Here is a 25,700-nt window from a genome sequence, read left to right as displayed (position 1 = left end):
ACACCATCTCGCCCCCGCACCAACCCTCACCCCACCCGCTTAGCCGCCAACGCATTCCCCACCCTGCTCACCGACTTGCGTCCCAGCTGCTGCGAGATGAACTGCCCCGCCTCGGCCACCGCATCCAGGTCAATCCCGGTCTCGATCCCGAGCCCGTTCATCATGTACAGCACATCCTCGGTCGCCACATTGCCGGTCGCGCCCTTGGCATACGGACATCCCCCCAGCCCCGCCACCGACGCGTGATAGATGCTGATCCCCGTCTGCAGACTGGCATAGATATTGGCCAGCGCCTGCCCATAAGTATCGTGGAAGTGACCCGACAAACCTTCGATATGGAATTCACGAATCGCCGTCTCCATCACCGGCCGCACCTTGCCCGGCGTGGCCACGCCGATGGTGTCGGCAATATCGATCTCGTCACAGCCCAGTTCGCGGAAACGCCGCACCACGTCGGCCACCGCCTCCAGTGGGACTTCCCCCTGGTACGGACAACCGAACGCACAACTCACCGCCGCACGCAGGCGCTTGCGGTGGTCCTTGGCGGCTTTGGCCACTTCGGCAAAACGTTCGATGGACTCGGCAATGGAGCAATTGATGTTTTTCTGCGAGAACGCCTCCGAGGCTGCCCCGAAAATCACCACCTCATCCACCCCCGCTTCCAGCGCCGCCTCGAAGCCCTTCATGTTGGGCACCAGCGCGGAATACACCACGCCCGACCTGCGCGTGATGCCGTGCATGACCTCGCTGGAGGTCGCCATCTGCGGCACCCACTTGGGCGAGACGAAAGAAGCCGCCTCCACATTCGGAAAACCCGCCGCCGAAAGCCGGTTCACCAGCTCGATCTTGACCTCGGCGGAAATGGTTTCCTTCTCGTTCTGCAAACCGTCGCGCGGTCCGACTTCAACGATCTTCACTTTCTTGGGCAGGCTCATCATGCGGGTCTCCGTTGGGGTTGTTGTGATGCGTGGCTGGCTGTCAACGCATTCAGTTTGCTACTGGCGCGGCATCGAGCCGCACATCGGCCACCGTGCCGCCGGTCATCTTCTCCAGCTGCGCGGCCGTGAGGTTGAAGACGGCATGCGGATGGCCGGCCGCCGCCCAGACACTGTCAAAGTTGAACAGGTCACGGTCGATCAGCATCACCGGCTTGACCACGTGGCCAATGGGGCAGACGCCACCGATGGCATAACCGGTGGTGTCGCGCACGAACTTGGCATCGGCCTTGCCCAGCGGGCCGGTCAGCGCGGTGACCTTGGCTTCGTCCACCCGGTTGGCACCGCTGGCAATGACCAGCACCGGCGCACCGTCAGCCACGCGCCGGAAGATGATGGACTTGGCAATCTCGGCCACGCTGCAACCCACGGCCGCAGCGGCTTCGGCCGAGGTGCGGCCGGTCGAGGGCAGCATCGTGACCGGTTTGTCATGGCCCATCGCGGCCAGCAGGTCGGCAACGCGTTGGGCGGAAGAGGGCAGGGCGGCGGTATCGTTCATGGTGGTTTAAAGTGGGCACAAGGCCCGCAGCAGGACAAGCCGGAAATGATAACAGCACCCCCACCCCCTCTGCCGCGCAGGCCCGTATTCAGCGATCCAGCAGGAAGACCCCATCGCTGGCCGCCGCTCCCGCCTTCTGCAGTTGCGCCACGCACCAGTCGGCCAGGGCGGCATCCTCCATCTGCAGGAAGCGCGCATTGGTGATGCGCAACAAGGGGATCTCTCGCATCATCGTCGGCAAGTCCGCCAGTGCAATCCGGCCACGTTCCAGCAACAGAAACTTCACCAGGACCTTGACGCCATTGTGCGCATTGCGCAGCGGCTCGGCCTGCAGATAATTCAGGCGCGAGAAGGCCTTCTCCAGCGCATCGTCCACCTCGGTGAAGGGCGCGCCATGGCCGGGAATCACGGTGCGCACATCGAGGCTGCGGATCAGCTCCAGCGTGGCGCGCGCCTCCTCGAAACCGGATTCGCCATCGAGCTCCGGAAAGATGATCCCGAAGCCGTTGCGCCACAAGGCATCGGCCGAGATCAGCACACCCTCCTGCGCGCAATACAGCAGCAGCGCATGCGGATCATGGCCCGGTGCAGCCAGGGCAGTCCAGTCGAGATCACCCAGGCGCAGCACATCGCCGCTGCGGATTAGCTGGTCATGCGCAAAGCGCGGGCAGCGTTGGCCGGTGGCGCGATAGCTCAGGGCGTCTTCGTCCCAGCGGCGCACCTTGTCATCTTCGGCGGCGGGGATGGCGATGCGGCAGTCATACGTCGCGTGCAGCGCGGCATTGCCGCCGCAGTGGTCCGAATGCAGATGGGTATTGAGCAGCACATCGAGTCGCTTACGCCCGCGCTGGTGCAGCACGTGGCGCACCAGCGTCTGCGTCTGTTCGGCATGCGTGACGTAGCCGCTGTCGATCATGACGACTTCATCGCGGCCAAACAGCAGCACGTTGTTGGACGACAGCCAGCCCCGCTCCAGCACGTGCAGCGAGGGTGGCAGGCGCAGTGCGGACGTGTTCACGGTGCGTTGCTCACGCGGCCTTGAAGTCCAGCAGCTGCGCACCTTCGGCCACCTGATCGCCGACGGCATAGCGCAGCGCTTCCACGGTGCCGGCCGAGGGCGCGGCGATGGTGTGCTCCATCTTCATGGCTTCCATGATGAGCAGCGGCGTGCCTTGCGCCACGCTCGCGCCCTGCTCCACCAGCAGCGCGACGATCTTGCCGGGCATGGGCGCGGTCAGGCGGCCGCCCTCGGCCTCGGCGTGGCCGGCGTGGGCCATCGGGTCGAGGTAGCGCAGGCTGTGCTGGCTGCGGCCATCGAAGAGGTGCAGCCATTGGCCCTCGCGCGCGACATGGGCGCGCAGGGTGCGGCCATCCAGGTTGATGAGCAGGCTCTCCGTGTCACTCTCATGCAGCGCGAGGGTATGCGTGCTGCCATCGACCTGCAACTGCCAGTGCTGGCCGTCTCCTGCATAGTCAATCGTCACGCTGCTGTGGCCCGATTCATCCTCGAAGGACAGCGTGCGGCGCAGCGGCATATTGAGACGCCAGCCGCTGGTCTGCGCCCACGGATCGTTGTTGGCCTGACCGCGCTTTTCCTGTTGCAGCAGCGCGGCGCTGGCCAGCGCCAGCGTCTCGGTCGTGGGCCGGGCCGGGGTCGGGAAGAGGGTCTCGCGGTGACGTTCGATCAGGCCGGTATCGAGATCGGCTGTCGCAAATGCCTGGCCTGCGATCAAGCGCTGCAGAAAGCCGATGTTGGTCGCCAGCCCGACCACCTGGTATTGCGCCAGCGCCCGCGCCATGTTGCGCAGGGCCGCGTCGCGATCCTCGCCCCAGACGATGAGCTTGGCGATCATCGGATCATAGAAGGGCGAGATGGCATCGCCTTCGCGTACACCCGCATCGATGCGCACGGCTGCGGGTTGCGTGGCGCCGGGCGCGGCCAGCGTGAATTCCACGGCGGGCGCGCTGCGCATGCGGGTGAGGGTTCCGATGGAGGGCAGGAAGCCCTTCTCGGGATTCTCGGCATAGATGCGCGCCTCGATGGCGTGACCATGGAGGCGCAACTGCTCCTGCTTCAGTGGCAGGGTTTCGCCGGCGGCGACACGCAATTGCCACTCCACCAGATCGAGTCCGGTAATCATTTCCGTGACGGGGTGCTCGACCTGCAGGCGGGTGTTCATCTCCATGAAGTAGAAACTGCCATCCTGGTTGGCGATGAATTCCACCGTGCCTGCACCGACGTAGCCGACCGCGCGGGCGGCAGCGACGGCAGCCTCGCCCATGGCCGCGCGACGATCAGGGTGCATGCCGGGCGCGGGCGCTTCTTCCAGCACCTTCTGATGGCGGCGCTGCACCGAGCAGTCGCGCTCGAAGAGATAGACGCAATGGCCATGGCCATCGGCAAAGACCTGGATCTCGATATGGCGCGGACGGGTCAGGTATTTCTCCACCAGCACGCGGTCATCGCCGAAACTGGAAATTGCTTCGCGCTTGCAGGAGGCCAGTGCCGCTTCAAAATCTTCACTGCGTTCGACCACGCGCATGCCCTTGCCACCGCCACCGGCACTGGCCTTGAGCAGCACCGGGTAACCGATGCGGTCAGCTTCGGCGCGCAGGAAATCGCTCTCCTGGCGTTCACCGTGGTAGCCCGGCACCAGGGGGACGGCAGCCTTCTCCATCAGCGCCTTGGCGGCGGATTTGGAGCCCATGGCATCGATGGCCGAGGCCGGCGGGCCGATGAAGACCAGGCCGGCATCGGCACAAGCCTGGGCGAAACCGGCGTTCTCCGACAGGAAGCCGTAGCCGGGGTGGATCGCCTGCGCGCCCGTGGCGAGGGCGGCGGCGATGATCTTGTCGGCACAGAGATAGCTTTCCTTGGCCGGTGCCGGGCCGATATGCACGCTCTCATCGCAGGCGGCCACATGCTTGGCGTGCGCGTCGGCATCGGAATACACGGCCACGGTGGCAATGCCCATGCGGCGGGCGGTGGCGGCCACGCGGCAAGCGATTTCGCCACGATTGGCGATCAGGATCTTGGTGAACATGGTCTCTCCTCGGTGGCGCGCGTCAGATGCGGAAGACACCGAACCGGGTCTCTTCGATGGGGGCGTTCAGGGCGGCGGACAATCCCAACGCCAATACCTGGCGGGTATCGGCGGGATCGATCACGCCGTCGTCCCACAGCCGGGCCGAGGCGTAATACGGATGGCCCTGGGTTTCATACTGGGCGCGGATGGGCTCCTTGAAGGCGGCCTCCTCTTCTGCACTCCAGCTGCCGCCGCGCGCCTCGATGCCGTCGCGCTTGACGGTGGCCAGCACGCTGGCGGCCTGCTCGCCGCCCATCACCGAGATGCGCGCATTGGGCCACATCCACAGGAAGCGCGGCGAGAAGGCGCGGCCGCACATGCCATAGTTGCCCGCACCGAAGCTGCCGCCGATGATGACGGTGAGCTTGGGCACCTTGGCGGTGGAGACGGCCGTGACCATTTTTGCACCATGGCGTGCGATGCCCTCGTTCTCTGCCTTCTTGCCGACCATGAAGCCGGTGATGTTCTGCAGGAAGATCAGCGGGATCTTGCGCTGGCAGCACAGTTCGATGAAGTGGGTGCCCTTTTCTGCCGCTTCCGAAAACAGGATGCCATTGTTGGCGATGATGCCCACCGGCATGCCGTGCAGGTGCGCGAAGCCACACACCAGCGTGGTGCCGTAGCGCGCCTTGAATTCATCGAACTCGCTGCCATCGACGATGCGGGCGATGACCTCGCGCACGTCGAAGGGCTTGCGCGTATCGGTGGGGATCACGCCATACAGTTCCTGCGCCGGATACTTCGGTTCCACGCTCTCGCGTACGGCCAGCTGCTGGGGTTTGCGGCGGTTCAGGTGGCTGACGATGTTGCGCGCGATGGCCAGGGCATGGGTGTCATCCTGTGCCAGATGATCGGCCACGCCCGAGAGGCGCGTGTGGACGTCGCCGCCGCCCAGCTCTTCAGCCGTCACCACCTCACCGGTGGCCGCTTTGACCAGCGGCGGCCCGGCCAGGAAGATGGTGGCCTGCTCCTTGACGATGATGGATTCATCGCTCATGGCCGGTACATACGCGCCGCCTGCGGTGCAGGAGCCCATCACCACGGCGATCTGCGGGATGCCCCTGGCCGAGAGGTTGGCCTGGTTGTAGAAGATGCGGCCGAAGTGGTCGCGGTCGGGGAAGACCTCATCCTGATTGGGCAGGTTGGCCCCGCCGCTGTCGACCAGATAGATGCAGGGCAGGTGATTGAATTCGGCGATCTCTTGCGCGCGCAGGTGCTTCTTGGCCGTCATCGGGTAATAGGTGCCGCCCTTGACGGTGGCATCATTGCAGACGATCACGCATTCCTGCCCGGCCACGCGGCCGATGCCGGTGATGATGCCGGCCGAGGGCGCGGCGTCCTTGAGGTTGCCGTCGCGGTCCTTCTCGCGGTACATGCCGTAGGCGGCCAGTTGCGAGAACTCCAGGAAGGGCGTGCCGGGGTCCAGCAACATCTGCACGCGCTCGCGCGGCAGCAGCTTGCCGCGTGCCACGTGCTTGTCACGCGCGGCCTGGCCGCCGCCTTCGGCAATGGCGGCCACCTTCTGCCGCAGATCGTCGACGATGCGCTGCATGGCATCGCGGTTGTGCTGGAATTCCTCGCTGCGCGGGTTGAGCTTGCTTTCAATCTGCGGCATGGTTTTTCGTCTCTCTGTTCAGTTTCTTGTTGTGCTCTCGGGCGCTCAGGCGCACGGCAGGCGGGGCATGGTGCAGAAAACGTCACCCGTCCGGAAAGCGCCCATCCACGTAGTACCAGCGCGCCTGCCCGCTCTCATCGGGCTGGCGCACGAAGTTGCTGATCTCGTGCAGGCGGTGCGCCTTGCCGCCGACCTTGAAGCGCGCCACGAATTCGACGGTGGCCTCATCGCTGCCGCTGGCGTGCTGGTGTTTCTTGATGTCCAGGCCGATCCACTTGACGTCGGTTTCGCTGGTCAGTTCTTCTTCCGGCAGCGTGTCCGGGAACCAGGTCGCGCGCAGGTAGGCTTCATCGCGCAGGGCGAAGGCGCTGTAGCGCGAGCGCATCAGCAGCTCGGCCGTGGCCGGTACCTGGCCGCCGGTGATGAAGCGGCCACAGCATGTCTCGAAGCCGGGCTGGCCGCAGGGGCAGGGGCCGGACTTGTCCTTCTTGGTGCTCATCAGATCTTTCCGTTCTTGAGGAAGGCTTCCAGCTGGGTGAAGCGGTCGAAGCCCCAGAATTGTTCGCCATCGACGATCATGAAGGGCGAGCCGAAGACGCCGGCGCGGCCAGCGGCGTCGGTGCTCGCGCGTAGTTGCTCCTTCAGTTCCGGCGAGCCCAGCGCCGCTTCCAGCGCGGCGCGGTCGATGCCATTGTCGGCGGCGATGCGCAGCACGTTTTCGGGCACGCTGATGTCGATGTCTTCGGTGAAGTAGGCGCTGTACAAGGTCTTGATCAGGTCCACCGCCTTGGCCGGCTGGGTCTGCTGCACCCACAGCGTGGCGCGCGCAGCGACCTGCGTGCCGATGGGGAACTGGCTCGGGGCCTTGTAGAAGATGTTGTGGAAGCGCGCAGTACGCTCCATGTCGTGGCGCGAGTAGTCGCCCTTGACCGGGATGTTGACCAGCGAATTGGTCCCCAGCGCCTTGAAGATGGGGCCCAGCAGGATAGGATGCCAGTTGACGCCGCGACCGTATTTCGCGGCCAGCTTGTCGATCTCGACGGCAGCGAAGTAGCCATAGGGCGAGCTGAAGTCGAAGTAGAAATCGATGGGTGTACTCATGATGTCCGTCGTGTCTGAAGTTTGAAAAGAGGCGAGGGCGCTTACAGCGTATCGGCAAACAGTTCGCGGCCAATCAGCATGCGGCGGATCTCGCTGGTGCCGGCACCGATCTCGTAGAGCTTGGCATCGCGCCACAGGCGGCCCACGGGATACTCGTTGATGTAGCCATTGCCGCCCAGCGACTGGATCGCTTCTCCGGCCATCCAGGTGGCCTTCTCGGCCGAATACAGGATGGCACCGGCAGCATCCTTGCGCAGGGCGCGCACCTTGTCGGCGCTGTCGGCGCGATCACAGGCCTGGCCCACCGCATAGACGTAGGCCTTGCAGGCCATCATGGTGGAATACATGTCGGCCAGCTTGCCCTGCATCAGCTGGAATTCGCCGATGGCCTGGCCGAACTGCTTGCGGTCATGCACGTAGGGGACCACCACATCCATGCAGGCCTGCATGATGCCCAGCGGCCCGCCCGAGAGCACGCTGCGCTCGAAGTCCAGGCCCGACATCAGGACGTTGACGCCACGGCCAATGCCGCCCAGGATGTTTTCCTCGGGCACCTCGCAATCCTGGAACACCAGTTCGCCAGTGTGGGAGCCGCGCATGCCGAGCTTGTCCAGTTTCTGCGCGACGGAAAATCCTTTGTATCCTTTTTCCACCAGGAAGGCGGTCATGCCGCGCGCGCCGGCCTCCACATCGGTCTTGGCATAGACCACCAGCACGTCCGCATCGGGGCCATTGGTGATCCACATCTTGCTGCCGTTGAGCACGTAGCGGTCGCCCTTCTTGTCGGCACGCAGTTTCATGCTCACCACGTCGGAGCCGGCATTGGGTTCGGACATGGCCAGTGCACCGATGAAGTCGCCCGAGATCAGCTTGGGCAGGTACTTGCGCTTTTGCTCTTCGTTGCCGTTGCGCTTGATCTGGTTCACGCACAGGTTGGAATGCGCCCCGTAGGACAGCCCCACCGAGGCTGAGGCGCGCGAGATTTCTTCCATGGCGATGATGTGGGCCAGATAGCCCAGCCCTGCGCCGCCATATTCCTCGCCCACGGTGATGCCCAGCACGCCCAGCTCGCCCAGCTTCTTCCACAGGTCCATGGGGAACTGGTCGCTGCGGTCGATCTCGGCTGCGCGCGGGGCAATCTCGGTGTGCGCGAAGGCGGCGACCGCTTCACGCAGGGCGGCGATGTCCTCGCCGTGGTCGAAGGTGAGGCCGGGCAGGTGGATCATGGGTGTCTCCTCGTTGGGTAGTGGGAAATTATTGTTCTGATCATGGGATGCTGTTGCTTGACGTTAACGTCAATGGTGATGGCGTGAGGGCCTCTGTTTTCCGTATAGGTCAGGCGGCCACCGCCTTGCGTCTGGTTTTCGGTTTGGCCTCGACCAGCAGTTGCCGGCATTCTTCTTCGTGCGCGGCGATTTCGGAAAGGGTCAGTTCCAGGTCCTCGCGTTGCTGTTCCAGTTTCTCGCGATGCTGCTGCAACAGGCCCAGGAAGCGTTGCAATTGTGGCTGCGTATCCTTGGGCGACTCGTACATGTCGATCAGGTCCTTGATCTCGGCGAGCGTAAAGCCCAGACGCTTGCCGCGCAGCGTGAGCTTCAGGCGCGTACGTTCGCGCGCCGGATAGACCCGATGCCGCCCGCCCACGCCCTCGCGCTTGGGATTGAGGATGCCGTGGTCTTCGTAGAACCGGATCGCACGGGGCGTGATCGCAAATTCTTCGGCCAGTTCGGTGATGGTGTAGGTAGGCATGGGACGAATCGATGGGTTGGTCTGGCACTTTACGTTAACGTAAAGTATATTGTGCCCTGTCGTCCAGCAAAAAATGCAGGGCTGGCACGACAGCGCATGACTTCCCTTCTCGATGATCGCCAGGCTTACTGATGAATGCTCTTGAATCCCAGCTCGACTACGCCTTCGGCGACACCTTGCCCGACACCGGCCACACCATGGAGGTGGCGCCGGGTGTGCGCTGGCTGCGCATGGGGCTGCCCTTTGCCCTGAATCACATCAATCTCTGGTTGCTGGAGGACGAGGTAGAAACGCCGCAGGGCCGCCAGCGTGGCTGGACCGTGATCGATTGCGGCATCGCCACCGACGACACCCGCGCGGCCTGGGAGCGCATCTTCGCCGAGGAGCTCGACGGACTGCCCATCCTGCGCGTGCTGGTCACGCATTGCCATCCGGATCATGTGGGCCTGGCCGACTGGCTGTGCCGACGCTGGCAGGCGCCGCTGTGGATGAGCACCGGCGATTACGCCTTTGCGCGCGTGATGTCGGCGGCCTTGCCGGGGGCCGAGGGCACGGCGGCCACACCGCATTTCCGGCGCCACGGGCTGGCCGACCCCGAGACGATAGCCACACTGCAGGGGCGCAATTCCTATTACCAGGATCTGGTGCCGGCGGTGCCGCATGCGTATCACCGCATGCAGGACGGTCACGCAGTGCGCATCGGTGGAAGGGATTGGGACATCATCACCGGTTTCGGGCATTCACCGGAGCACGTGTCGCTGTACTGCGCAGCGCTCAATGTGCTGATTTCGGGGGATATGGTGTTGCCGCGCATCTCCACCAATGTCTCGGTGTTTGCCATCGAGCCGGAGAGCAATCCCGTGCAGCAGTATCTGGATTCCCTGAAGAAGTATGGCCACCTGCCGGCTGAGGTGCTGGTGCTGCCTTCGCATGGCAAGCCCTTCCGTGGCCTGCATACGCGTATCGCGCAGTTGAACGATCATCACCGCGAGCGTCTGGCCGAAGTGTTGCACGCCTGCGCCACGCCGCAGACGGGCGTGGATATCCTGCCGGTGATGTTCAAGCGGCCGCTGGATACGCACCAGCTCTCCTTTGCGCTGGGCGAGGCGGTGGCCCACTTGCACAAGCTCTGGGTTGACGGTGCGGTCAGGCGGATGCTGGGAGAGGATGGGGTGTATCGCTTCGTGGCGGTGTAAGTCTTTCTGCATCAATCGATGGCATTGATGCAGATGACGCATCAATGAAAAACGCCGGCGGGGATGACCCGGCCGGCGTTATTTTTCATCTCGGATGGGGCAGGCGCTTCAGCCCGCCTTCTTCTTCATCTCGCGCTCTTCCTTCTGCAGCTTGGTCTTGATGCGGTTGCGCTTCAATGGCGAGAGATATTCGACGAAGACCTTGCCCTTCAGGTGATCCATCTCGTGCTGGATGCACACGGCCAGCAGATCATCGGCATCGACCTCGAAGGCCTTGCCGTCGGCATCAAAGGCGCGCACCTTCACGCGGGCCGGACGCTCCACGCCATCGTAGATGCCGGGCACCGACAGGCAGCCCTCGTCGTAGACGCGCTTCTCTTCACTGGCCCAGAGGATCTCGGGATTGATGAAGACCTGCAGGTTCTTGCCCTCGTCGGAGACGTCGATGACCACCACCTGCTCATGCACGTCCACCTGGGACGCGGCCAGGCCCACGCCGGGCGCGGCATACATGGTCTCGGCCATGTCAGCCACCAGTTTCTTGATGCGCTCGTCGAAGACGGTTACGGGGGCGGCGATCTTGTGCAGGCGCGGATCGGGGTAACGGAGGATGTTCAGCAGGGCCATACGTGGGTTCTCGGTAAGCTTGGGATTCGGTCTCGGGGGACCTGGTTCAGGCCGGATCTCGTCATTTTGCGAGCGTCCAGGGAATTCATTTCGGGATTTATCGTGTAAATGTGGCCGGAGCGCGACGCTTCAAGCGCGGCGGCAGCACAATTGCCCTCTTTGGCTGGCGTGTGCTGCATGGCCCGGCGGCCAAGGGTTTCCCGATCAATTGGAAAAGTGTATCACAGCCAGCCCCCGGCTCGCCCGGAGAGCCGCGCTGCGCGGCCTTGAGCGGGCATCTGATGCACAAAACTTCATTTCCTGTCATGCAAGAGCATTTCCATCAAGAGTCTGCCGATCTGGCGTCCTGGCTGCGCCTGGCGATGACCGACGGTGTCGGTCCGGTGCTGGCGCGCCGGCTGTTGTCGGTGTTCGGTTTGCCGGGCAATCTCTGGCAGGCTGATGCGCAGGCCATTCGCGAGGTGGTGCCGGCGCCGGTGGCGGCCAGCTTGTTGCGGGCACCCACGGCGCAGCAATGTGAACGCATCGCGGCCACGCTGGCGTGGGTGCAGGTGCCGGGGCAGTCCATCGTCACGCTGGCCGATGCAGCCTATCCGCCGGGCCTGTTGCAGATTGCCGATCCGCCCTTGCTGCTGTATCTGCGCGGCAATCCGGCACTGCTGGCGCGTACGGCCCTGGCCGTGGTCGGCAGCCGCAATGCCACGACCCAGGGCGTGCTGCATGCGGCGCGTTTTTCCGAGGAACTGAGCCGGGCCGGCATCACCATCGTCTCCGGGCTGGCCTTGGGCATCGATGCGGCGGCCCATGCGGGTGGGCTCAGCGGGACCGGTTCGACGGTGGCGGTGATCGGCACCGGCATCGATCTGGATTATCCCCAGCGTAACCGGGCGCTGGCACAACGCATTGCCGAGGGCGGCTGCATCGTCAGTGAATATGCGCTGGGTACGCCGCCGCTGGCGGCCAACTTTCCGCGCCGCAACCGGATCATCTCGGGCTTGTCGCGCGCCGTGCTGGTGGTGGAGGCGGCAGCCCAGTCGGGCTCGCTCATCACCGCGCGCATGGCGGCCGAGCAGGGGCGAGATGTGTTTGCCATTCCCGGCTCCATTCATGCCCCGCTGTCCAAGGGCTGTCATCAGCTCATCCGCCAGGGCGCCAAGCTGGTGGAGACCACGCAAGACATCCTCGATGAATTGCCCGCATGGTCCGTGTTGTCTTCGCAGCAAGCTGTCGTGCAGGAACCTTCACCTGCCGCCGTGGAAGATGTCGATCCGGCAAGCCGACGCGTACTGCAGAGTCTGGGTCATGATCCTGTGGATGCCGATACCCTCGCCCAGCGCTGCGGCCTTGATGCAGCGGCCCTGGCAGGGAGTTTGCTAACGCTGGAACTGCAGGGTTGGGTGGAGTTGCTGCCGGGTGCACGTTATCGTCGACTCGTGTGAAGAAATTATCCCCGCAGCGCCGCAAATCCTGCCATACTGGACTTGGCTGACTTGTACATTCATAACCTTCGCGATAGAGTACGAACATGTTTGATGTCCTCGTTTACCTGTACGAAACCTACTATCGCCCTGATGCCTGCCCCGAACCCGAGGCGCTCGTCAAGAAGCTGTCCGCGATTGGTTTCGAAGAAGATGAAATCTCCCAGGCACTCGGATGGCTGACGGATCTTGAAGTCGCCAATCATGAGTTCGCCGACAACTATCCCCGACAGACCGCCTTCTCCTTCGGTACGCGCATCTATGCGACCCAGGAAAGCGATGTTCTGGGCGTGGAAGCCATCGGTTTCATCCAGTTCCTCGAATCGGCCAAGATGCTGGACCCGATCCAGCGCGAGATCGTCATCGAGCGCGCCCTGGCCGCCGGTGAAGCGCCGGTCGGCCTGGAAAAGCTCAAGGTCATCGTCCTGATGGTGCTGTGGAGCCAGGGCAAGGAACCGGACGGTCTGATGTTCGAGGAGCTGTTCCTCGACGAGGACGACACCGAACCTCGCCTGCTGCACTGAAAGCACCGGCCTGGCACGAGCGACAGGGCTGGGAGGGAGCCTTGCTGACATCGTGCTGACGCCGCATCCTGGCGTTGTTGCTTCATTTCAAGCCATTTCGACATGAATGAGCAGGAATGAACATGAAAGCCCGGAAAAGCGCATGATTCATTGAAACGGCAAGCCCTTGTGCTTGCCGTTTCATTTGCATCACGCTTATCATTCCCCCGCATTGGCCCGATATTGGCTACTATATAAAAATTCCGTTGTCCACAGGCAATGAAACGCCGGCCACTTGCCCAGCTCGCCGCCGCGCATCGTTTCCCGCCTGGGATGGCATGGCGTTGTTTCGGGACATTCCGGCCCCATGTGAGGCTGATCGCATTTCCGCAACACGCCAGCAACTGACCTCTCACCACCGAGATCCATACTTATGAGCAAGACCCTCATCATTGCCGAGAAGCCCTCTGTCGCGAACGACATCGCGAAGACGCTCGGCGGCTTCACCAAGCACGATGAGTATTTCGAATCCGACGAGTACATCCTGTCCTCGGCTGTCGGTCACCTGCTGGAAATCGCAGTCCCCGAGGAATACGACGTCAAGCGCGGCAAGTGGAGTTTCACCCACCTGCCGATGATTCCGCCGCACTTTGCGCTCAATCCGATCGCCAAGACCGAGTCGCGCCTGAAGGTGCTCTCCAAGCTCATCAAGCGCAAGGATGTGACCACCCTCATCAACGCCTGTGACGCGGGCCGCGAAGGTGAACTGATCTTCCGCCTGATCGCGCAATACACCAAGGCCAAGCAGCCGGTGAAGCGCCTGTGGCTGCAATCGATGACCCCCGGCGCCATCCGCGAGGGCTTTGCCCATCTGCGCGATGATGAAGAAATGCTCCCGCTGGCCAATGCCGCGCGTTGCCGCAGCGAAGCCGACTGGCTGATCGGCATCAACGGCACCCGCGCCATGACCGCCTTCAATTCCAAGGAAGGCGGCTTCTACCTGACCACCGTGGGCCGCGTGCAGACGCCTACGCTGTCCATCGTGGTGGAGCGTGAAGAGAAGATCAAGAAGTTCGTCCCGCGCGACTACTGGGAAGTGCATGCCGAGTTCGTCTGCGCTGCCGGCATCTACAAGGGCCGCTGGCTGGACAAGGGCCACAAGAAGGACGAAGCCGATCCCGAGAAGCGCCCCGAGCGCCTGTGGAGCAAAGCCGCAGCCGACTCCATCGTGGCCGCCTGCCGCGACAAGCCGGGCAATGTCACCGAGGAATCCAAGCCGACCACGCAGATGTCGCCGGGCCTGTTCGACCTGACCAGCTTGCAGCGCGAAGCCAACTCGCGCTTTGGCTTCTCGGCCAAGAACACCCTGGGCCTGGCCCAGGCGCTGTATGAAAAGCACAAGGTGCTGACCTATCCGCGTACCGATTCGCGCCACCTGCCCGAGGACTACATCAACACGGTCAAGGACACCATGGAGGCGCTGGCGGAGAACAACAACTACCACCAGTTCTCCAAGCAGATCTTGAAGCAAGGCTGGGTCAAGCCGAACAAGCGCATCTTCGACAACACCAAGATCAGCGACCACTTCGCCATCATCCCGACCACCCAGGTGCCCAAGAACCTGTCGGAGCCGGAACAGAAGCTCTACGACCTGGTGACGCGCCGCTTCATGGCGGTATTCTTCCCGCCGGCCGAGTTCCAGGTGACCACCCGCTTCACGGAAGTGTCGGGCCACCAGTTCAAGAGCGAAGGTAAAGTCATGATCAACCCCGGCTGGCTGGCCATCTACGGCAAGCAGGTCGAGGAAGACGACAAGGACAAGGAAGGCGGCGGCAACCTGGTCGCCGTGGCTCCGGGCGAGAAGGTCAAGACCGACAAGGTCACCGCCAACGGCCTGGTCACCAAACCGCCCGCCCGCTACACCGAAGCGACGCTGCTGTCGGCCATGGAAGGCGCGGGCAAGCTGGTGGATTCGGATGAGCTGCGCGAAGCCATGGCCGGCAAGGGCCTGGGCACGCCGGCCACGCGTGCGGCCATCATCGAAGGTCTGCTCAACGAAAAGTACCTGCTGCGCGAAGGCCGCGAAATGATGCCCACCGCCAAGGCCTTCCAGCTGATGACGCTGCTGCACGGCCTGGGCGTGGACGAACTGACCGAACCCGAACTGACCGGCGAGTGGGAACACAAGCTGGCCCAGATGGAACGCGGCAAGATCAGCCGTGACGAGTTCATGCGCGAAATCGCGCAGATGACCCAGATCATCGTCAAGCGCGCCAAGGAATACGACAACGACACCATCCCCGGCGACTACGCGACGCTGCACACGCCTTGCCCCAACTGCGGTGGCGTGGTGAAGGAAAATTACCGTCGCTTCGCTTGCACCAAGTGTGAATTCTCGATGAGCAAGGTGCCCGGTGGCCGTCAGTTCGAGATCGCCGAGGTGGAAGAGCTGCTGCAGAACCGCACTATCGGCCCGCTGCAGGGCTTCCGTTCCAAGATGGGCCGTCCGTTTGCGGCCATCCTGAAGATTTCGCGCGACGAAGAGATCAAGAACTTCAAGCTGGAATTCGACTTCGGCCAGGACCAGGCGGACGGCGAAGGCGGCGAGCCGGTCGACTTCAGCGAGCAGACCCCGCTGGGCGCCTGCCCCAAGTGCGGCAGCGGCGTCTACGAAATGGGCCTGGCCTATGTGTGCGAGAAGACCGTGGCCAAGCCCAAGGCCTGCGACTTCCGCAGCAGCCGCATCATCTTGCAGCAGGAGATCCTGCCGGAGCAGATGAGCAAGCTTCTGAACGACGGCAAGACCGACCTGCTGCCGGGCTTCATCTCGCAGCGCACGCGCCGGCCTTTCAAGGCTTTCCTGGTGCGTGGCAAGGATGGCAAGATCAGCTTCGAGTTCGAGGAACGCAAGGCCAAGGCGCCCGCCAAGGGCAAGGCGGCGGACGCTGATGATGGTGCCGACGAGGCAGCCGCCAAGAAGACGGCGACCAAAACGGCAGCCAAGACCACTGCCACCAAGACCAAGGCGGCAGCGGCCAAGAAGCCGGCCCTGCGCAAGGCGACGCCGAAGAAGGCAGCAGCTCCTGACGCCTGATTTCCGGCCGGCCGGAAACGACAAAGCCCTCGCACTTCACGGTGCGAGGGCTTTTTGTTGGCGAGCTCAGTGTGGCTTAGTCGCCGTACACCACCGTCAGCGGCGCATGATCCGAAAAGCGCTGTTCCTTGTAGATCGCCGCACTGACCGCCCTGGCCGCAATGCCCGGCGTGGACACATGGTAATCGATACGCCACCCCACGTTGTTGGCCCAGGCCTGGCCGCGATTGCTCCACCAGGTATAGGCTTCGCCGGTGGTCTCCGGATGCAGGCGGCGGTAGACGTCCACCAGGCCCAGTTGGTCAAAGATGCGCGTCATCCAGGCGCGTTCTTCCGGCAAAAAGCCGGAATTCTTCTGGTTGCTCTTCCAGTTCTTCAGGTCGATTTCCTTGTGGGCGATGTTCCAGTCACCGCAGATGACCACTTCGCGGCCGCTCTTTTCCAACTCCATCAGGTGCGGCAGGAAGGCTTCCATGAAGCGGAACTTGGCTTCCTGGCGCTCCTCGCTGGAGGAACCCGAGGGCGCATAGAGCGAGATCACGGTCAGGTCGCCGTAGTCGCATTCGACATAGCGGCCTTCGTCATCGAATTCGGTATTGCCGAAGCCGACGCGCACCGAGTCCGGCTGGCGGCGGCTGTAGACGCCCACGCCCGAGTAGCCCTTCTTCTGGGCATAGTGGAAATGGCCGACATAGCCGGCCGGGGCCAGGAAGTCCTCGGTCATGTCGGCGGTCTGGGCCTTGAGTTCCTGCACGCAGACGAAGTCCGGCGCTTCCTTCTGCATCCACTCGAAGAAGCCCTTCTTGGCGGCCGAGCGGATTCCGTTGAGGTTGGCGGAGACGATTTTTGGCATGGATGTCCTGTTTGCTTGTTGTGCAAGCGTGTTCATTAAGGCCGGTAGCATAACCGATAGGATGAATCATTTAAAATGGCGGCCTGATGAAGGCTTTGCCACCGTGCTGCCTTGCCCTGCGGCAAGCGGGCGCGGTCCGCACCTTCCGTTTTGACTCTTCCCGGGAAATACATTGTGAGCAACTTGCGACAGGAATTCATCGAATTCGCGGTATCGGCCGGCGTGCTGCGCTTTGGCGAATTCGTCACCAAGGCAGGCCGTACCTCGCCTTACTTCTTCAACGCCGGCCTCTTCAGCGAGGGCGCGACCCTGGCCCAGGTGGCCCGCTTCTACGCCCAGACCCTGCAGGATTCGGGTGTGGAATATGACATGCTGTTCGGCCCCGCCTACAAGGGCATCACCCTGGCCTCGGCCACTGCCGTGGCGCTGGCCCGCATGGGCCGCAACGTGCCCTTCGCCTTCAACCGCAAGGAAGCCAAGGACCACGGCGAAGGCGGCACCATCGTCGGCGCCAAGCTGCAGGGCAAGGTCGTCATCATCGATGACGTCATCTCGGCCGGCACCTCGGTGCGCGAGTCGGTGGACATGATCCGCGCCGCCGGTGCCACCCCCTGCGCCGTGCTGATCGCACTGGACCGCATGGAGCGCTCGGGCAAGGACGGTGCGCTCTCCGAACTGTCGGCCGTGCAGGAAGTGGCGCGCGAGTACGACATGCCGGTCATTTCCATCGGCAACCTCAATGACCTCTTCGAGTACATCTCCAACGGCGGCGATGCCCGCCTGAGCCAGTACAAGGATGCGGTGGCAGCGTATCGGACCCGTTACGGCGTCTAAGTACCCTGGAAATGCCTCCAACAGGCATTAAATGAAGAAAAAGGCTGGATCCGCGAGGTTCCAGCCTTTTTTGCGTGGGCGTTGGAAGAATTACGCCAGATTCTGGGGCAGGGTAGTCACGCGCTGGCGCTGCAGGCGGTCATCGAGCTCGCCGACCTGGGCCGCGACGGCGTTTTCGGTCTGTTCCACGCGCTGGTGGATGTCACGCTGCAAGGCATCCAGGCGCTGCGCCAGCAGGGTTTGCTGCTCGTTCTGGCGCTGCTGCAACTGCTCCAGCTCGGTCTTCAGATAGCCGCGCAGGTCGTTGAAGCGCGAATGCTCGGCCTGGTCGGCCAGGGCGCGCTGCGCTTCCAGCTGCTTGGTCAGGCGCCGGCTTTCCAGCATCACGGTCGTCTGCAGCGCCAGGATGTAGAGCAGGAAGAAGGCCGTCAGCACCACCACCACGCCCAGCATCACCGCACCCAGCGGCGCCTGGAACTCGGTATAGATCAGCGACAGCGTGGTCGTGGCCGTAAAGGCCGTCCAATTGACCGCGGCGAAGATGGCGACCAGCGCCAGCAGCACAATCAGGAAAATGGTCCGGAATTTCATGTCAGCCTCCTTTGTTGTGAAGGTGTCGGCAGAGGCACGCAAGTGCTTGTCATGACAGCAATATGAATATCTTGGACTAGGTCAGGCGCAGGGATGTTCCTTGCAGTTGCCCGATTGCAATCGGAAATGAAAAAGCCGGCATCACAGCCGGCTTTTTTGGGGGGGGGAGAGAGGGTGGCGCAGGGCTCAGGCGGCCGCCAGGGCCTTTTCCAGCAGCTGATGCAGTTCGGCGAACTGCGGCTCACCCACGTAGCGTTTGATGATATTGCCATCCTTGCCGATGACGAAGGTGGTCGGGGTCAGCTTGACGTCGCCGAAGGCCTTGGCCAGCGTGTCTTGCGGGTCCAGCGCGACCTTGAAGGGCAGCTTGCGGGTTTCGGTGTAGTTCAGCACGTAGTTGGGCGGGTCATAGCTCATGGCCACGGCAACGAAGTCCAGGCCACGGTCCTTGAACTTGTTGTAGGTCTCGATCATCTGCGGCATCTCGCCCACGCAGGTGGTGCAGCTGGTGGCCCAGAAATTGACCATGACCACCTTGCCGCGCAGATCCTTCAAGGCGACCTGCTGGCCATCGAGCTTGGTGAAGGTGACGTCGGGTGCGGCATTGCCGGCATTGACCTTGAAATAGGCGAAGGCGGCCACGGCAGCCACCACGAGGACGGCGGCCAGCTTGATCATGAAACCGTTCTTGGAAGCGTTTGCCTGTGCTTGCATGGAAAACTCCGGATTCGGAATGCGGGAAGGGGCTGCACAGGGCAACCCCATTGAAGTGAAGCATTATAGACCGCCGCGCGGGATCCTGCGGGCCGGGCCTGTACGTGAAAACCGCCGGACGGGCCGGCGGTTTGACCTGCATCAGGGGGGGCCTGCGCTCAGCTGGTGGACTTGTTCTCGTCGGCCGGCTTGCGCTGGTAATCCTTCAGTTCGTCCTCGGTGATGTATTCGAACAGGGTCACGACCTTGTTCACGCCCGAGACGCCGCTGGCGATCTGCGCCGCGCGCTGGCCTTCACGCTGGGTCACGCGGCCCATCATGTAGACGATGCCGCGCTCGGTGGTGATCTTGAAGGCGCTGGAATACAGCGTCTTGTCATCCACCAGACTGGCCAGGACCTTGCTGGTGATGAGCGCGTCACTGGAGCGCGAACCGAAGCTCGACGACGGGCCCACTTCCAGTTCGTTGTACACCGTCTCGACGTTCTGGATGGCCTTGGTTTCACGTTCGGCGGCGGCCTTGGAGGCTTCGTCGGGCACTTCGCCCGACAGCAGCACCTTGCGGTTGAAGGCGGTCACGTTGACATGGGAGCCGGCCGCCACCACGTCGGGAATGCGGGCTTCGCCCTTGACGACGATCGCTTTGTCTTCCGTCTGCGCACCCAGGGTGCGACGGTCGGTGGCGGCAAAGGTAGTGGCCAGCGCACCGCCGGCAAAGACTGCAAAACAGCCCTGCAGGCTCAGGGCCATCATGCCGCCCAGGGCCACGGCCGCCAGCGGGCGGCGCAGGCGGATCAACAAGGATCGTGCATCATTCATTCGCATCATCTCCAAAAAGCGCGACGTCGATACCGTCGCAAATGCAGTGCAGCGACACCAGATGCACTTCCTGGATGCGCGCGGTACGGTCATGCGGCACACAGAGATGCACATCGGCGTCGGTCAGGATCTTGCCGATCTTGCCGCCACCCTTGCCGGTCAGGGCCACCACGCGCATGTCGCGTTCGTGGGCCACTTCGATGGCCGCCAGGATGTTGCCCGAATTGCCCGAGGTCGAGAAGGCCAGCAGGATGTCGCCGGCCTGGCCGAAGGCCTGGACCTGCTTCGAAAAGATTTCCTGGTAGCTGTAATCGTTACCGACCGCCGTGAGGATGGAAGTATCGGTAGTCAGGGCCAGCGCCGGCAGCGGCAGGCGTTCGCGTTCGAAGCGACCGACCAGTTCGGCCGCGAAGTGCTGGCTGTCAGCGGCCGATCCGCCATTGCCACAGGCAAGAATCTTGTTGCCATTCGACAGTGCAGTGAACATAAGTTCAATCGCCTGTTCGATCGGTTGGGCCAACACGTTGGCAGCCTTCATCTTCAGGTCGGCGCTTTCCTGGAAATGGGCGAGGATGCGAGGATTTGTCATGGTGCCTGCGATTATAGAGGACTTGAACACGGCCAAGCCCGGGCAATTGGTAAAGAGAGGTTTCCGGAATCCGGTCGCACATGATACGCCATGCCCGGCGTGATGGCCCCATGCTGCCCGTTCAGGCAGGATCCGGGAGGATCAGGCGCTGATGGCGTTGCGCAGCCACTGCAGCTGGCCACCCTCGAGGGCGACCACGTCGAAGCGGCAGGGTGGCAGTCCGGACTGGCCTTGCAACCAGACCTGGGCTGCCAGCAGCAGGCGCCGCTGCTTGGCCGCCGTGACGCTGGCCACAGCGCCGCCAAAGGCGCTGCTTGCGCGGGCACGGACCTCCACGAAGACGATGGTGGCGTTCTCCCGCAGAATCAGGTCGATCTCGCCGCCCTTGCAGCGGAAATTGCGTTGGATCAGTTGCAGCCCCTGCGCCTGGAGGTAGGCCAGCGCCCGGTCCTCGGCATCGTCTCCGGTGCGCTGGCGCGCCGTGCGCCGCAGCAGGCTGCCTGGCGCCATGATGGCCTCAGTACTGGTCGGCCAGCGGCACCGGCCAGCCGTCCTGGTAGACGGCCTGGGTTTCCTGGCGCTGGAAGAAGGTGGTGCCGCCGCTGACCATGTTCACGTTCAGCCGTCCGGTGACACCGTCGATGTCGAAGCCGGATTGCTTCTGGGCGATGCCGTAGGCCACCCGGTAGGCATCGATGCCCAGGGCGTACAGGCGTGCCAGGTCAGCATTGGGACGCTCGTTGTCATTGACGGTCGGGCGCGGGTAGCGAGCCACGGCCACGTTGTCCGGCTGCAGCTGCCAGGGGATGTCGATCAGACGCACACCATCCAGTTCGGGCAGCTTGTCGTTGGGATTGTCGCGCTTCAAGGTGTAGGGATTGATCTGTGAGGTGCCGTACAGCGGCATGTCGTTGCCCACGGCATTGCGCAACTGCACGGTCTGCGCCGCATCCAGGGCCACGAAGATCAGGGCCGGCTTTTCCTGCTCTACGCGCCTGGCCAGTTGTGCCAGGCCGGGGGCAGAGAGGGCGTTGGCGGGCGTGCTCAGTTCCAGCGTGTCCACCTGCATGCCGAGCTGGCGCGCGCGTAGCTGGAAGGAGCGGGCCGCACGCTTCTGCCAGGCCGTGCCGGTGGAAATGGCGAAGATCTTGCCGGGAGCCTTTTCCTTCTCGACCCAGTTGGCGACCTGGCGCGCTTCCTCGTCGATGGACAGGCCCACGGCCAGCATCTGCGGCGGCAGCGGCAGATCGGCTTCGCCATTCATGTCGGGCTGCGCCAGGGCCACGGTGGGCTTGCTCACTCGTCCGCTCTGGGCCACGGCGGTGACGGCGCTGCGCGAGAGCGGGCCGACCAGGATGTCGTACTTGGCCGAGGCTTCGTCATAGGCGCGCTGCATGTCGGCGGCAGAGTCACCGGTTTCGACGATGGCCAGCTGGATGTTTTCCTTCTGGCGCGAATAGGCCGTCAGGAAACCCGTGCGCACCGCATCGGCAGCGGCACCGAAGGCACCGCTGCGGGAAGGCAGCAGCAAGGCCATGTGGATGATGGGGGGCGCGGGCGGGACGGCAGGGCCGCCTGCGGCGGCGGCTTGCATCTCGGGCGAAGTGCCCGGTGGCAGGGCCAGCGGGGCCGGGTCGGCGGCGGCCGCGGGGGCGCCTGGCGTGGCAGCCTGGGCCAGCAGAGGTACACTGTGGGTTGCGGCGGCGCTGGCCGTCACCATCCATGGTGCCAGCATGCCTGCCAGCAGGGCCGCGTGCGCGGTCATTTTCTTCCAACTTGTGAACATCCCGCCCCCTTCAATGAATCAGAATTCCAGCGTCGCCGCTTCCATCCTGCAGGATGCCGCCCAGCAAAGCTATCCGGTGTCGGCATTATATGTGCTGGCCACGCCCATCGGAAATGTCTGCGACATCACCCTGCGCGGCCTGCATGTACTGGCCATCGCCGATGCAGTGGCCTGCGAGGATACCCGCAATACCAGCCAGCTGCTGCAGCGCTATGGTCTCTCAAAGCAGCTGCTGGCCACCCACGAGCACAACGAACGCGAAGCCGCCGCCAGGATCGTCGAACGCCTGCAGGCCGGCCAGCGGGTCGCCCTGGTCTCGGACGCCGGCACTCCGGCCATCTCCGACCCCGGCGCCCGTGTGGTGGACGCCGTGCGCGCGGCAGGGTTCCAGGTCATCCCCCTGCCGGGCGCATCGGCGGCGGTGACAGCCTTGTCGGCCTCGGGGCTGACCGATGCGCGTTTCCACTTCGTAGGCTTCCTGCCGGCCAAGACCCGCCAGCGTGAAACCGCCCTGCAGGAACTGGTCGCCCTGCAGGCGGCGCTGGTGTTCTATGAAGCCCCGCACCGCATCGTCGAGACCGTGCAGTCGATGCTGCAGGTGTTCGGCCCCACGCGCCAGGTGGTGCTGGCACGCGAGCTGACCAAGCTCTTCGAGCACCTCCACCGCTGCCCGCTGGGCGAGGCGGTGGCCTGGCTGGAGCAGGATGGCAACCGCCAGCGCGGCGAATTCGTGGTCTTGCTGGAAGGCGCACAAGTGGTCGAGGGCGAGGATGCCGAGGGCGAGCGCGTGCTGCGCATCCTGCTGGAAGAGTTGCCCGTCAAGCAGGCGGCCGCATTGGCCGCGCAGATCACCGGTCAGAAAAAGAATGCCCTGTATGAACGCGCCTTGCAGATCCGGCAAGCTGCGCAAGACGATGGGGCCGACCACGCCTGAGGCCAGTCCGGCCCGCCAGGCCCCCGGTACAGCCGGTTCCGGCCGTGATATGCAGATGTGCGCGGGCCCCCCCGCCACGCCGCCCTGTGCGGCAAGTCCGCCGCAGGGCATGTGAAGACATTTCCCAAAAACCGGGGCCGGCTCAGCGCTCCACGATGAAGGGGGTGCCGGCACTGCGCTGGCGCACCAGCATGGCCGCATTCTGTGCCGCCGGGCGGGTCGGATAGGGGCCGGCGTAGAGCCGATAGAGACCATTGACCTGCACCGCCTGCATGCTGTCGACGATGCCGGTGAGGCTGGGCAGCAGCTTGTCGCGTGCCACCAGGGCGTTGGCTTCTTGCGAGTAGGCACCGAACTGCAGGTAATAGCCGGCCGTCAGCGGGACCGCCTGGGGCATGGCGGGGGAAGGTGCCGAACCGCTGGCCACGGCATTGATGATGCCACCGCCACCGGCCAGACCGGCCCCGCCGGCGGCACTGGTGGTGCTGGCATTGATGGGCTGCACGGCCGCCACGGTAGGCTGTGGCGGCAGGCCTTGCGCGCTGACCGTATTGATTTCTACCGCACCGGTGGAGACGCCCTGACCAGCGGCCCCGCTATCGGCCACCCGGTTGATCGGGTCGGCCGCCGCCAGCCTGGTGCCGCCGCCATTGCGGCGGGCATCGGCCATGCGCTGGGCTTCTTCGGGCAGGATGCGTTCGACCTCCAGTTCGCTGCTGCCGCTGCCGAGGTAGCCGAGCTTGAGCGCGGCCGTGTAGGAGAGATCGATGATGCGGTTGGAGTGGAACGGACCACGGTCATTGATGCGCACGATGACCTGCTTGCCAGTCTTCAGGTTGGTCACCCGGGCATAGGAGGGAATGGGCAGCGTGGGGTGCGCGGCCGTCATCTTGTACATGTCGTAGAGCTCACCCGAGGACGTCTTCTGGCCGTGGAATTTCTTGCCGTACCAGCTGCCGATGCCGCGCTGGATGAAGGGCTGGTTCTCGTCCGTGATGGGTACATAGGTCTTGCCGAACACCTTGTAGGGCCGGCTGGCCGCCTTGGAGACCGGTTCCACCTGCGGTTCGGCATCGGCCACGTCCAGCAGTCCGTCGGGGATGTGGTCGCCCGGACCGTCATCCTTGTAGTAGCCGCCGCGACCGGAGCCCGCCGCCGGTAGCGCCGGCACATTGGCCGGCCGCGATCCGGCCGATTTGCTCGTGGTGGCCGGCGCCTGTGCAGTCTGGCGCGAGGCCTGCTGGGTGGTGCCGCAGGCGGCCAGCAGCAGGGGCAGCAGCAGCGCGCCCCAACGCAGGAGGCGGTCCCCGGGGGCGCGCCGGTGGTGATGTTCTGGAGTGTGTGTTCCCATGGCCTGTCCTTGGTCAGCAGTCGATGCGCCGGAACGGAAAAAAGCCCGTCCCGGCCGGAATGTTCGCAACGATACCAGAGTGCAATGCAGCGAAGCTGACAACAGGTCCGTGCAGCGAGTTCACGAATCGTCGTGAACTTGTCGGAGGGGCAACAATGCAGCTGCGCTGCCTGGTCAGCTCTGGACCAGCTTGCGATGGCGCTGGATGCTCATCAGGATGCCCGCGCCCAGCCCCAGCGTGACCAGGGCGGTACCGCCATAGCTCATGAAGGGCAGGGGCACGCCCACCACTGGCAGGATACCGCTGACCATGCCCATGTTCACGAAGGCATAGGTGAAGAAGATCATGGTGATGGCCCCGGCCAGCAGGCGCGTGAACAGCGTGGGCGCATTGGCCGTGATCATCAGGCCGCGCCCGATCAGCAGCAGGTACAGCACCAGCAGCACGATGTTGCCGATCAACCCGAATTCTTCCGAGTAGACCGAGAAGATGAAGTCGGTGGTGCGTTCGGGGATGAATTCCAGGTGGGTCTGCGTGCCCATCAGCCAGCCCTTGCCGGTGATCCCGCCGGAGCCGATGGCAATGGTCGACTGGATGATGTGGAAGCCCTTGCCCAGCGGATCGGAGGTCGGGTCGATGAGCATCATGACGCGCTGGCGCTGGTAGTCGTGCATGAAGGACCACACCACGGGCAGACTGGCCGCCCCCGCCACGAAGAGCGCCAACAGGATCTTCCACGGCAGTCCGGCAAAGAAGATGACGTAGAAACCGGCGGCCAGCACCAGCAGGCCCGTGCCCAGGTCGGGCTGGCGGATGATCAGGAAGCCCGGGATCAACAGCAGGATCGCCGCCACCAGGAAGGCATCCCAGCGCAGCATGCCCTCGCGCTTCTGGAAGTACCAGGCCAGCATCAGCGGCATGGCGATCTTCATGATCTCCGAAGGCTGCACCACCATGCCGATGTTGAGCCAGCGGCGCGAACCTTTCTTGATGATGCCGAACAGGGCCACCGCAATCAACAGCGTCACCCCCACCGTATAGACCGGCACGGCCAGGCGCAGCAGCAGCTGCGGGGAGACGTTGGCGGCGATCCACATGATGACGAAAGCCACCAGGATGTTGCGCAGCTGGTCTTCCACCCGGCCCGGAAAGTTCATCCCGGCCGAGTACAGCGTGACGATGCCCACCGAGACGATCAGGAACACGATCAGCGACAGCGCGCCGTCGAACACCGTCAGGTGCGGCTTGATGGTTTGCCACAGGGGCGGACGTTGCAGGCTCATGCC

25 protein-coding genes are annotated in these 25,700 nt (G+C 63.8%); 6 read left to right on the top strand and 19 right to left on the bottom strand.

The genetic code is table 11. From position 1 onward, the window contains the following. Window positions 1–26: 26 nt before the first annotated feature. The 9 genes from HNO82_RS11470 to HNO82_RS11430 all read right to left on the bottom strand — a co-directional run bounded on the left by HNO82_RS11470 (window position 27) and on the right by HNO82_RS11430 (window position 9,045). On the bottom strand, window positions 27–935 hold the full coding sequence (locus HNO82_RS11470; RefSeq protein WP_175343814.1) for a hydroxymethylglutaryl-CoA lyase: 909 nt from the start codon (window positions 933–935) through the stop codon (window positions 27–29). 52 nt (window positions 936–987) lie between these two features. After that, window positions 988–1,494, bottom strand: a complete 507-nt coding sequence (locus HNO82_RS11465; RefSeq protein WP_175343801.1) for a YbaK/EbsC family protein — start codon at window positions 1,492–1,494, stop codon at window positions 988–990. An 88-nt stretch (window positions 1,495–1,582) separates the two neighbouring features. Further along, a complete protein-coding gene (locus tag HNO82_RS11460) occupies window positions 1,583–2,512 on the bottom strand; it encodes an MBL fold metallo-hydrolase (protein ID WP_175343800.1) in 930 nt (309 codons plus the stop codon). 10 nt (window positions 2,513–2,522) lie between these two features. Continuing rightward, window positions 2,523–4,538, bottom strand: coding sequence for an acetyl/propionyl/methylcrotonyl-CoA carboxylase subunit alpha (locus HNO82_RS11455; RefSeq protein ID WP_175343799.1), 2,016 nt, complete (start codon window positions 4,536–4,538; stop codon window positions 2,523–2,525). A 22-nt stretch (window positions 4,539–4,560) separates the two neighbouring features. Beyond that, a complete protein-coding gene (locus HNO82_RS11450; protein WP_175343798.1) occupies window positions 4,561–6,195 on the bottom strand; it encodes a carboxyl transferase domain-containing protein in 1,635 nt (544 codons plus the stop codon). A gap of 82 nt (window positions 6,196–6,277) precedes the next feature. After that, window positions 6,278–6,694 carry a YchJ family protein gene (locus HNO82_RS11445; RefSeq protein ID WP_175343797.1) on the bottom strand — a complete coding sequence of 139 codons (417 nt, stop codon included), beginning with the start codon at window positions 6,692–6,694 and terminating at the stop codon, window positions 6,278–6,280. Then, window positions 6,694–7,296, bottom strand: a complete 603-nt coding sequence (locus HNO82_RS11440; protein WP_175343796.1) for a 2-hydroxychromene-2-carboxylate isomerase — start codon at window positions 7,294–7,296, stop codon at window positions 6,694–6,696. Before HNO82_RS11440 ends, HNO82_RS11445 begins: the two co-directional genes overlap by 1 nt. 41 nt (window positions 7,297–7,337) lie before the next feature. Next, the gene (locus HNO82_RS11435; protein WP_175343795.1) at window positions 7,338–8,522 is read right to left on the bottom strand and encodes an isovaleryl-CoA dehydrogenase; all 1,185 of its coding nucleotides are present in this window, start codon (window positions 8,520–8,522) and stop codon (window positions 7,338–7,340) included. A 109-nt stretch (window positions 8,523–8,631) separates the two neighbouring features. Next, window positions 8,632–9,045 carry a MerR family transcriptional regulator gene (locus tag HNO82_RS11430; protein WP_175343794.1) on the bottom strand — a complete coding sequence of 138 codons (414 nt, stop codon included), beginning with the start codon at window positions 9,043–9,045 and terminating at the stop codon, window positions 8,632–8,634. A gap of 131 nt (window positions 9,046–9,176) precedes the next feature. Here HNO82_RS11430 and HNO82_RS11425 point away from each other — a divergent pair, with 131 nt between their 5' ends. Further along, the gene (locus HNO82_RS11425) at window positions 9,177–10,241 is read left to right on the top strand and encodes an MBL fold metallo-hydrolase (protein ID WP_175343793.1); all 1,065 of its coding nucleotides are present in this window, start codon (window positions 9,177–9,179) and stop codon (window positions 10,239–10,241) included. 108 nt (window positions 10,242–10,349) lie between these two features. Here HNO82_RS11425 and def read toward each other — a convergent pair whose 3' ends face one another. Then, entirely contained in the window at window positions 10,350–10,868 is a 519-nt protein-coding gene (gene def / locus HNO82_RS11420) for a peptide deformylase (protein WP_008333604.1), read from the bottom strand. A gap of 305 nt (window positions 10,869–11,173) precedes the next feature. Between def and dprA the strand changes: the two genes are divergently transcribed. The 3 genes from dprA (at window position 11,174) to HNO82_RS11405 (ending at window position 15,943) form a co-directional block, all read left to right on the top strand. After that, window positions 11,174–12,307 carry a DNA-processing protein DprA gene (dprA, locus tag HNO82_RS11415; RefSeq protein WP_175343792.1) on the top strand — a complete coding sequence of 378 codons (1,134 nt, stop codon included), beginning with the start codon at window positions 11,174–11,176 and terminating at the stop codon, window positions 12,305–12,307. Between the two features lie 86 nt (window positions 12,308–12,393). Then, on the top strand, window positions 12,394–12,870 hold the full coding sequence (locus HNO82_RS11410) for a Smg family protein (RefSeq protein ID WP_008333600.1): 477 nt from the start codon (window positions 12,394–12,396) through the stop codon (window positions 12,868–12,870). A gap of 412 nt (window positions 12,871–13,282) precedes the next feature. Next, a complete protein-coding gene (locus HNO82_RS11405; protein WP_175343791.1) occupies window positions 13,283–15,943 on the top strand; it encodes a DNA topoisomerase III in 2,661 nt (886 codons plus the stop codon). A gap of 76 nt (window positions 15,944–16,019) precedes the next feature. Here HNO82_RS11405 and HNO82_RS11400 read toward each other — a convergent pair whose 3' ends face one another. Further along, complete coding sequence (locus HNO82_RS11400; protein ID WP_175343790.1) at window positions 16,020–16,796, bottom strand: exodeoxyribonuclease III; 777 nt, start codon at window positions 16,794–16,796, stop codon at window positions 16,020–16,022. Window positions 16,797–16,970: 174 nt separating this feature from the next. Between HNO82_RS11400 and pyrE the strand changes: the two genes are divergently transcribed. Next, a complete protein-coding gene (gene pyrE / locus HNO82_RS11395) occupies window positions 16,971–17,630 on the top strand; it encodes an orotate phosphoribosyltransferase (RefSeq protein ID WP_175343789.1) in 660 nt (219 codons plus the stop codon). A 90-nt stretch (window positions 17,631–17,720) separates the two neighbouring features. On the opposite strand, the gene HNO82_RS11390 is transcribed toward pyrE, so the two are convergent. The 6 genes from HNO82_RS11390 to HNO82_RS11365 form a co-directional block, all read right to left on the bottom strand. Then, window positions 17,721–18,221, bottom strand: a complete 501-nt coding sequence (locus HNO82_RS11390; RefSeq protein ID WP_175343788.1) for a LapA family protein — start codon at window positions 18,219–18,221, stop codon at window positions 17,721–17,723. 186 nt (window positions 18,222–18,407) lie between these two features. Next, window positions 18,408–18,935, bottom strand: a complete 528-nt coding sequence (locus HNO82_RS11385; protein WP_175343787.1) for a peroxiredoxin family protein — start codon at window positions 18,933–18,935, stop codon at window positions 18,408–18,410. Between the two features lie 158 nt (window positions 18,936–19,093). Continuing rightward, the gene (locus HNO82_RS11380; RefSeq protein WP_008333582.1) at window positions 19,094–19,753 is read right to left on the bottom strand and encodes a BON domain-containing protein; all 660 of its coding nucleotides are present in this window, start codon (window positions 19,751–19,753) and stop codon (window positions 19,094–19,096) included. After that, window positions 19,746–20,342 (bottom strand): phosphoheptose isomerase, encoded by a 597-nt coding sequence (locus HNO82_RS11375; RefSeq protein ID WP_175343786.1) that lies wholly within the window; start codon window positions 20,340–20,342, stop codon window positions 19,746–19,748. The genes HNO82_RS11380 and HNO82_RS11375 overlap by 8 nt, the downstream gene beginning before the upstream one ends. Before the next feature lie 141 nt (window positions 20,343–20,483). After that, window positions 20,484–20,852, bottom strand: a complete 369-nt coding sequence (locus tag HNO82_RS11370; protein ID WP_175343785.1) for a YraN family protein — start codon at window positions 20,850–20,852, stop codon at window positions 20,484–20,486. A 7-nt stretch (window positions 20,853–20,859) separates the two neighbouring features. After that, on the bottom strand, window positions 20,860–22,128 hold the full coding sequence (locus HNO82_RS11365) for a penicillin-binding protein activator (protein ID WP_175343784.1): 1,269 nt from the start codon (window positions 22,126–22,128) through the stop codon (window positions 20,860–20,862). Between the two features lie 13 nt (window positions 22,129–22,141). Here HNO82_RS11365 and rsmI point away from each other — a divergent pair, with 13 nt between their 5' ends. Continuing rightward, window positions 22,142–23,062, top strand: coding sequence for a 16S rRNA (cytidine(1402)-2'-O)-methyltransferase (rsmI, locus tag HNO82_RS11360; RefSeq protein WP_175343783.1), 921 nt, complete (start codon window positions 22,142–22,144; stop codon window positions 23,060–23,062). A 142-nt stretch (window positions 23,063–23,204) separates the two neighbouring features. Here rsmI and HNO82_RS11355 read toward each other — a convergent pair whose 3' ends face one another. Together HNO82_RS11355 and rodA are read right to left on the bottom strand one after the other, a co-directional pair. Then, on the bottom strand, window positions 23,205–24,413 hold the full coding sequence (locus HNO82_RS11355; protein WP_175343782.1) for a septal ring lytic transglycosylase RlpA family protein: 1,209 nt from the start codon (window positions 24,411–24,413) through the stop codon (window positions 23,205–23,207). Between the two features lie 174 nt (window positions 24,414–24,587). Next, entirely contained in the window at window positions 24,588–25,697 is a 1,110-nt protein-coding gene (gene rodA, locus HNO82_RS11350) for a rod shape-determining protein RodA (RefSeq protein WP_175343781.1), read from the bottom strand. Window positions 25,698–25,700: the final 3 nt, after the last annotated feature.

Source organism: Herbaspirillum sp. C9C3 (genome assembly GCF_013359625.1).
GTDB lineage: Bacteria > Pseudomonadota > Gammaproteobacteria > Burkholderiales > Burkholderiaceae_D > Herbaspirillum.
The sequence above is the reverse complement of the archived record's forward strand: the minus strand, read 5'-3'. Positions and strand labels throughout refer to the sequence as shown.

Bases quoted from the DNA above. Each gene is read 5' to 3' on its own strand.
- HNO82_RS11400 (WP_175343790.1), bottom strand. From the start codon at position 16,796: ATGCCAAAAATCGTCTCCGCCAACCTCAACGGAATCCGCTCGGCCGCC.
- HNO82_RS11370 (WP_175343785.1), bottom strand. From the start codon at position 20,852: ATGGCGCCAGGCAGCCTGCTGCGGCGCACGGCGCGCCAGCGCACCGGA.
- HNO82_RS11385 (WP_175343787.1), bottom strand. From the start codon at position 18,935: ATGCAAGCACAGGCAAACGCTTCCAAGAACGGTTTCATGATCAAGCTG.
- dprA (WP_175343792.1), top strand. From the start codon at position 11,174: ATGCAAGAGCATTTCCATCAAGAGTCTGCCGATCTGGCGTCCTGGCTG.
- rodA (WP_175343781.1), bottom strand. From the start codon at position 25,697: ATGAGCCTGCAACGTCCGCCCCTGTGGCAAACCATCAAGCCGCACCTG.
- HNO82_RS11430 (WP_175343794.1), bottom strand. From the start codon at position 9,045: ATGCCTACCTACACCATCACCGAACTGGCCGAAGAATTTGCGATCACG.
- HNO82_RS11425 (WP_175343793.1), top strand. From the start codon at position 9,177: ATGAATGCTCTTGAATCCCAGCTCGACTACGCCTTCGGCGACACCTTG.
- HNO82_RS11375 (WP_175343786.1), bottom strand. From the start codon at position 20,342: ATGACAAATCCTCGCATCCTCGCCCATTTCCAGGAAAGCGCCGACCTG.
- HNO82_RS11440 (WP_175343796.1), bottom strand. From the start codon at position 7,296: ATGAGTACACCCATCGATTTCTACTTCGACTTCAGCTCGCCCTATGGC.
- HNO82_RS11470 (WP_175343814.1), bottom strand. From the start codon at position 935: ATGAGCCTGCCCAAGAAAGTGAAGATCGTTGAAGTCGGACCGCGCGAC.
- HNO82_RS11380 (WP_008333582.1), bottom strand. From the start codon at position 19,753: ATGAATGATGCACGATCCTTGTTGATCCGCCTGCGCCGCCCGCTGGCG.
- HNO82_RS11355 (WP_175343782.1), bottom strand. From the start codon at position 24,413: ATGGGAACACACACTCCAGAACATCACCACCGGCGCGCCCCCGGGGAC.
- HNO82_RS11365 (WP_175343784.1), bottom strand. From the start codon at position 22,128: ATGTTCACAAGTTGGAAGAAAATGACCGCGCACGCGGCCCTGCTGGCA.
- def (WP_008333604.1), bottom strand. From the start codon at position 10,868: ATGGCCCTGCTGAACATCCTCCGTTACCCCGATCCGCGCCTGCACAAG.
- HNO82_RS11465 (WP_175343801.1), bottom strand. From the start codon at position 1,494: ATGAACGATACCGCCGCCCTGCCCTCTTCCGCCCAACGCGTTGCCGAC.
- HNO82_RS11450 (WP_175343798.1), bottom strand. From the start codon at position 6,195: ATGCCGCAGATTGAAAGCAAGCTCAACCCGCGCAGCGAGGAATTCCAG.
- HNO82_RS11390 (WP_175343788.1), bottom strand. From the start codon at position 18,221: ATGAAATTCCGGACCATTTTCCTGATTGTGCTGCTGGCGCTGGTCGCC.
- HNO82_RS11435 (WP_175343795.1), bottom strand. From the start codon at position 8,522: ATGATCCACCTGCCCGGCCTCACCTTCGACCACGGCGAGGACATCGCC.
- HNO82_RS11455 (WP_175343799.1), bottom strand. From the start codon at position 4,538: ATGTTCACCAAGATCCTGATCGCCAATCGTGGCGAAATCGCTTGCCGC.
- HNO82_RS11445 (WP_175343797.1), bottom strand. From the start codon at position 6,694: ATGAGCACCAAGAAGGACAAGTCCGGCCCCTGCCCCTGCGGCCAGCCC.
- HNO82_RS11405 (WP_175343791.1), top strand. From the start codon at position 13,283: ATGAGCAAGACCCTCATCATTGCCGAGAAGCCCTCTGTCGCGAACGAC.
- HNO82_RS11410 (WP_008333600.1), top strand. From the start codon at position 12,394: ATGTTTGATGTCCTCGTTTACCTGTACGAAACCTACTATCGCCCTGAT.
- rsmI (WP_175343783.1), top strand. From the start codon at position 22,142: ATGAATCAGAATTCCAGCGTCGCCGCTTCCATCCTGCAGGATGCCGCC.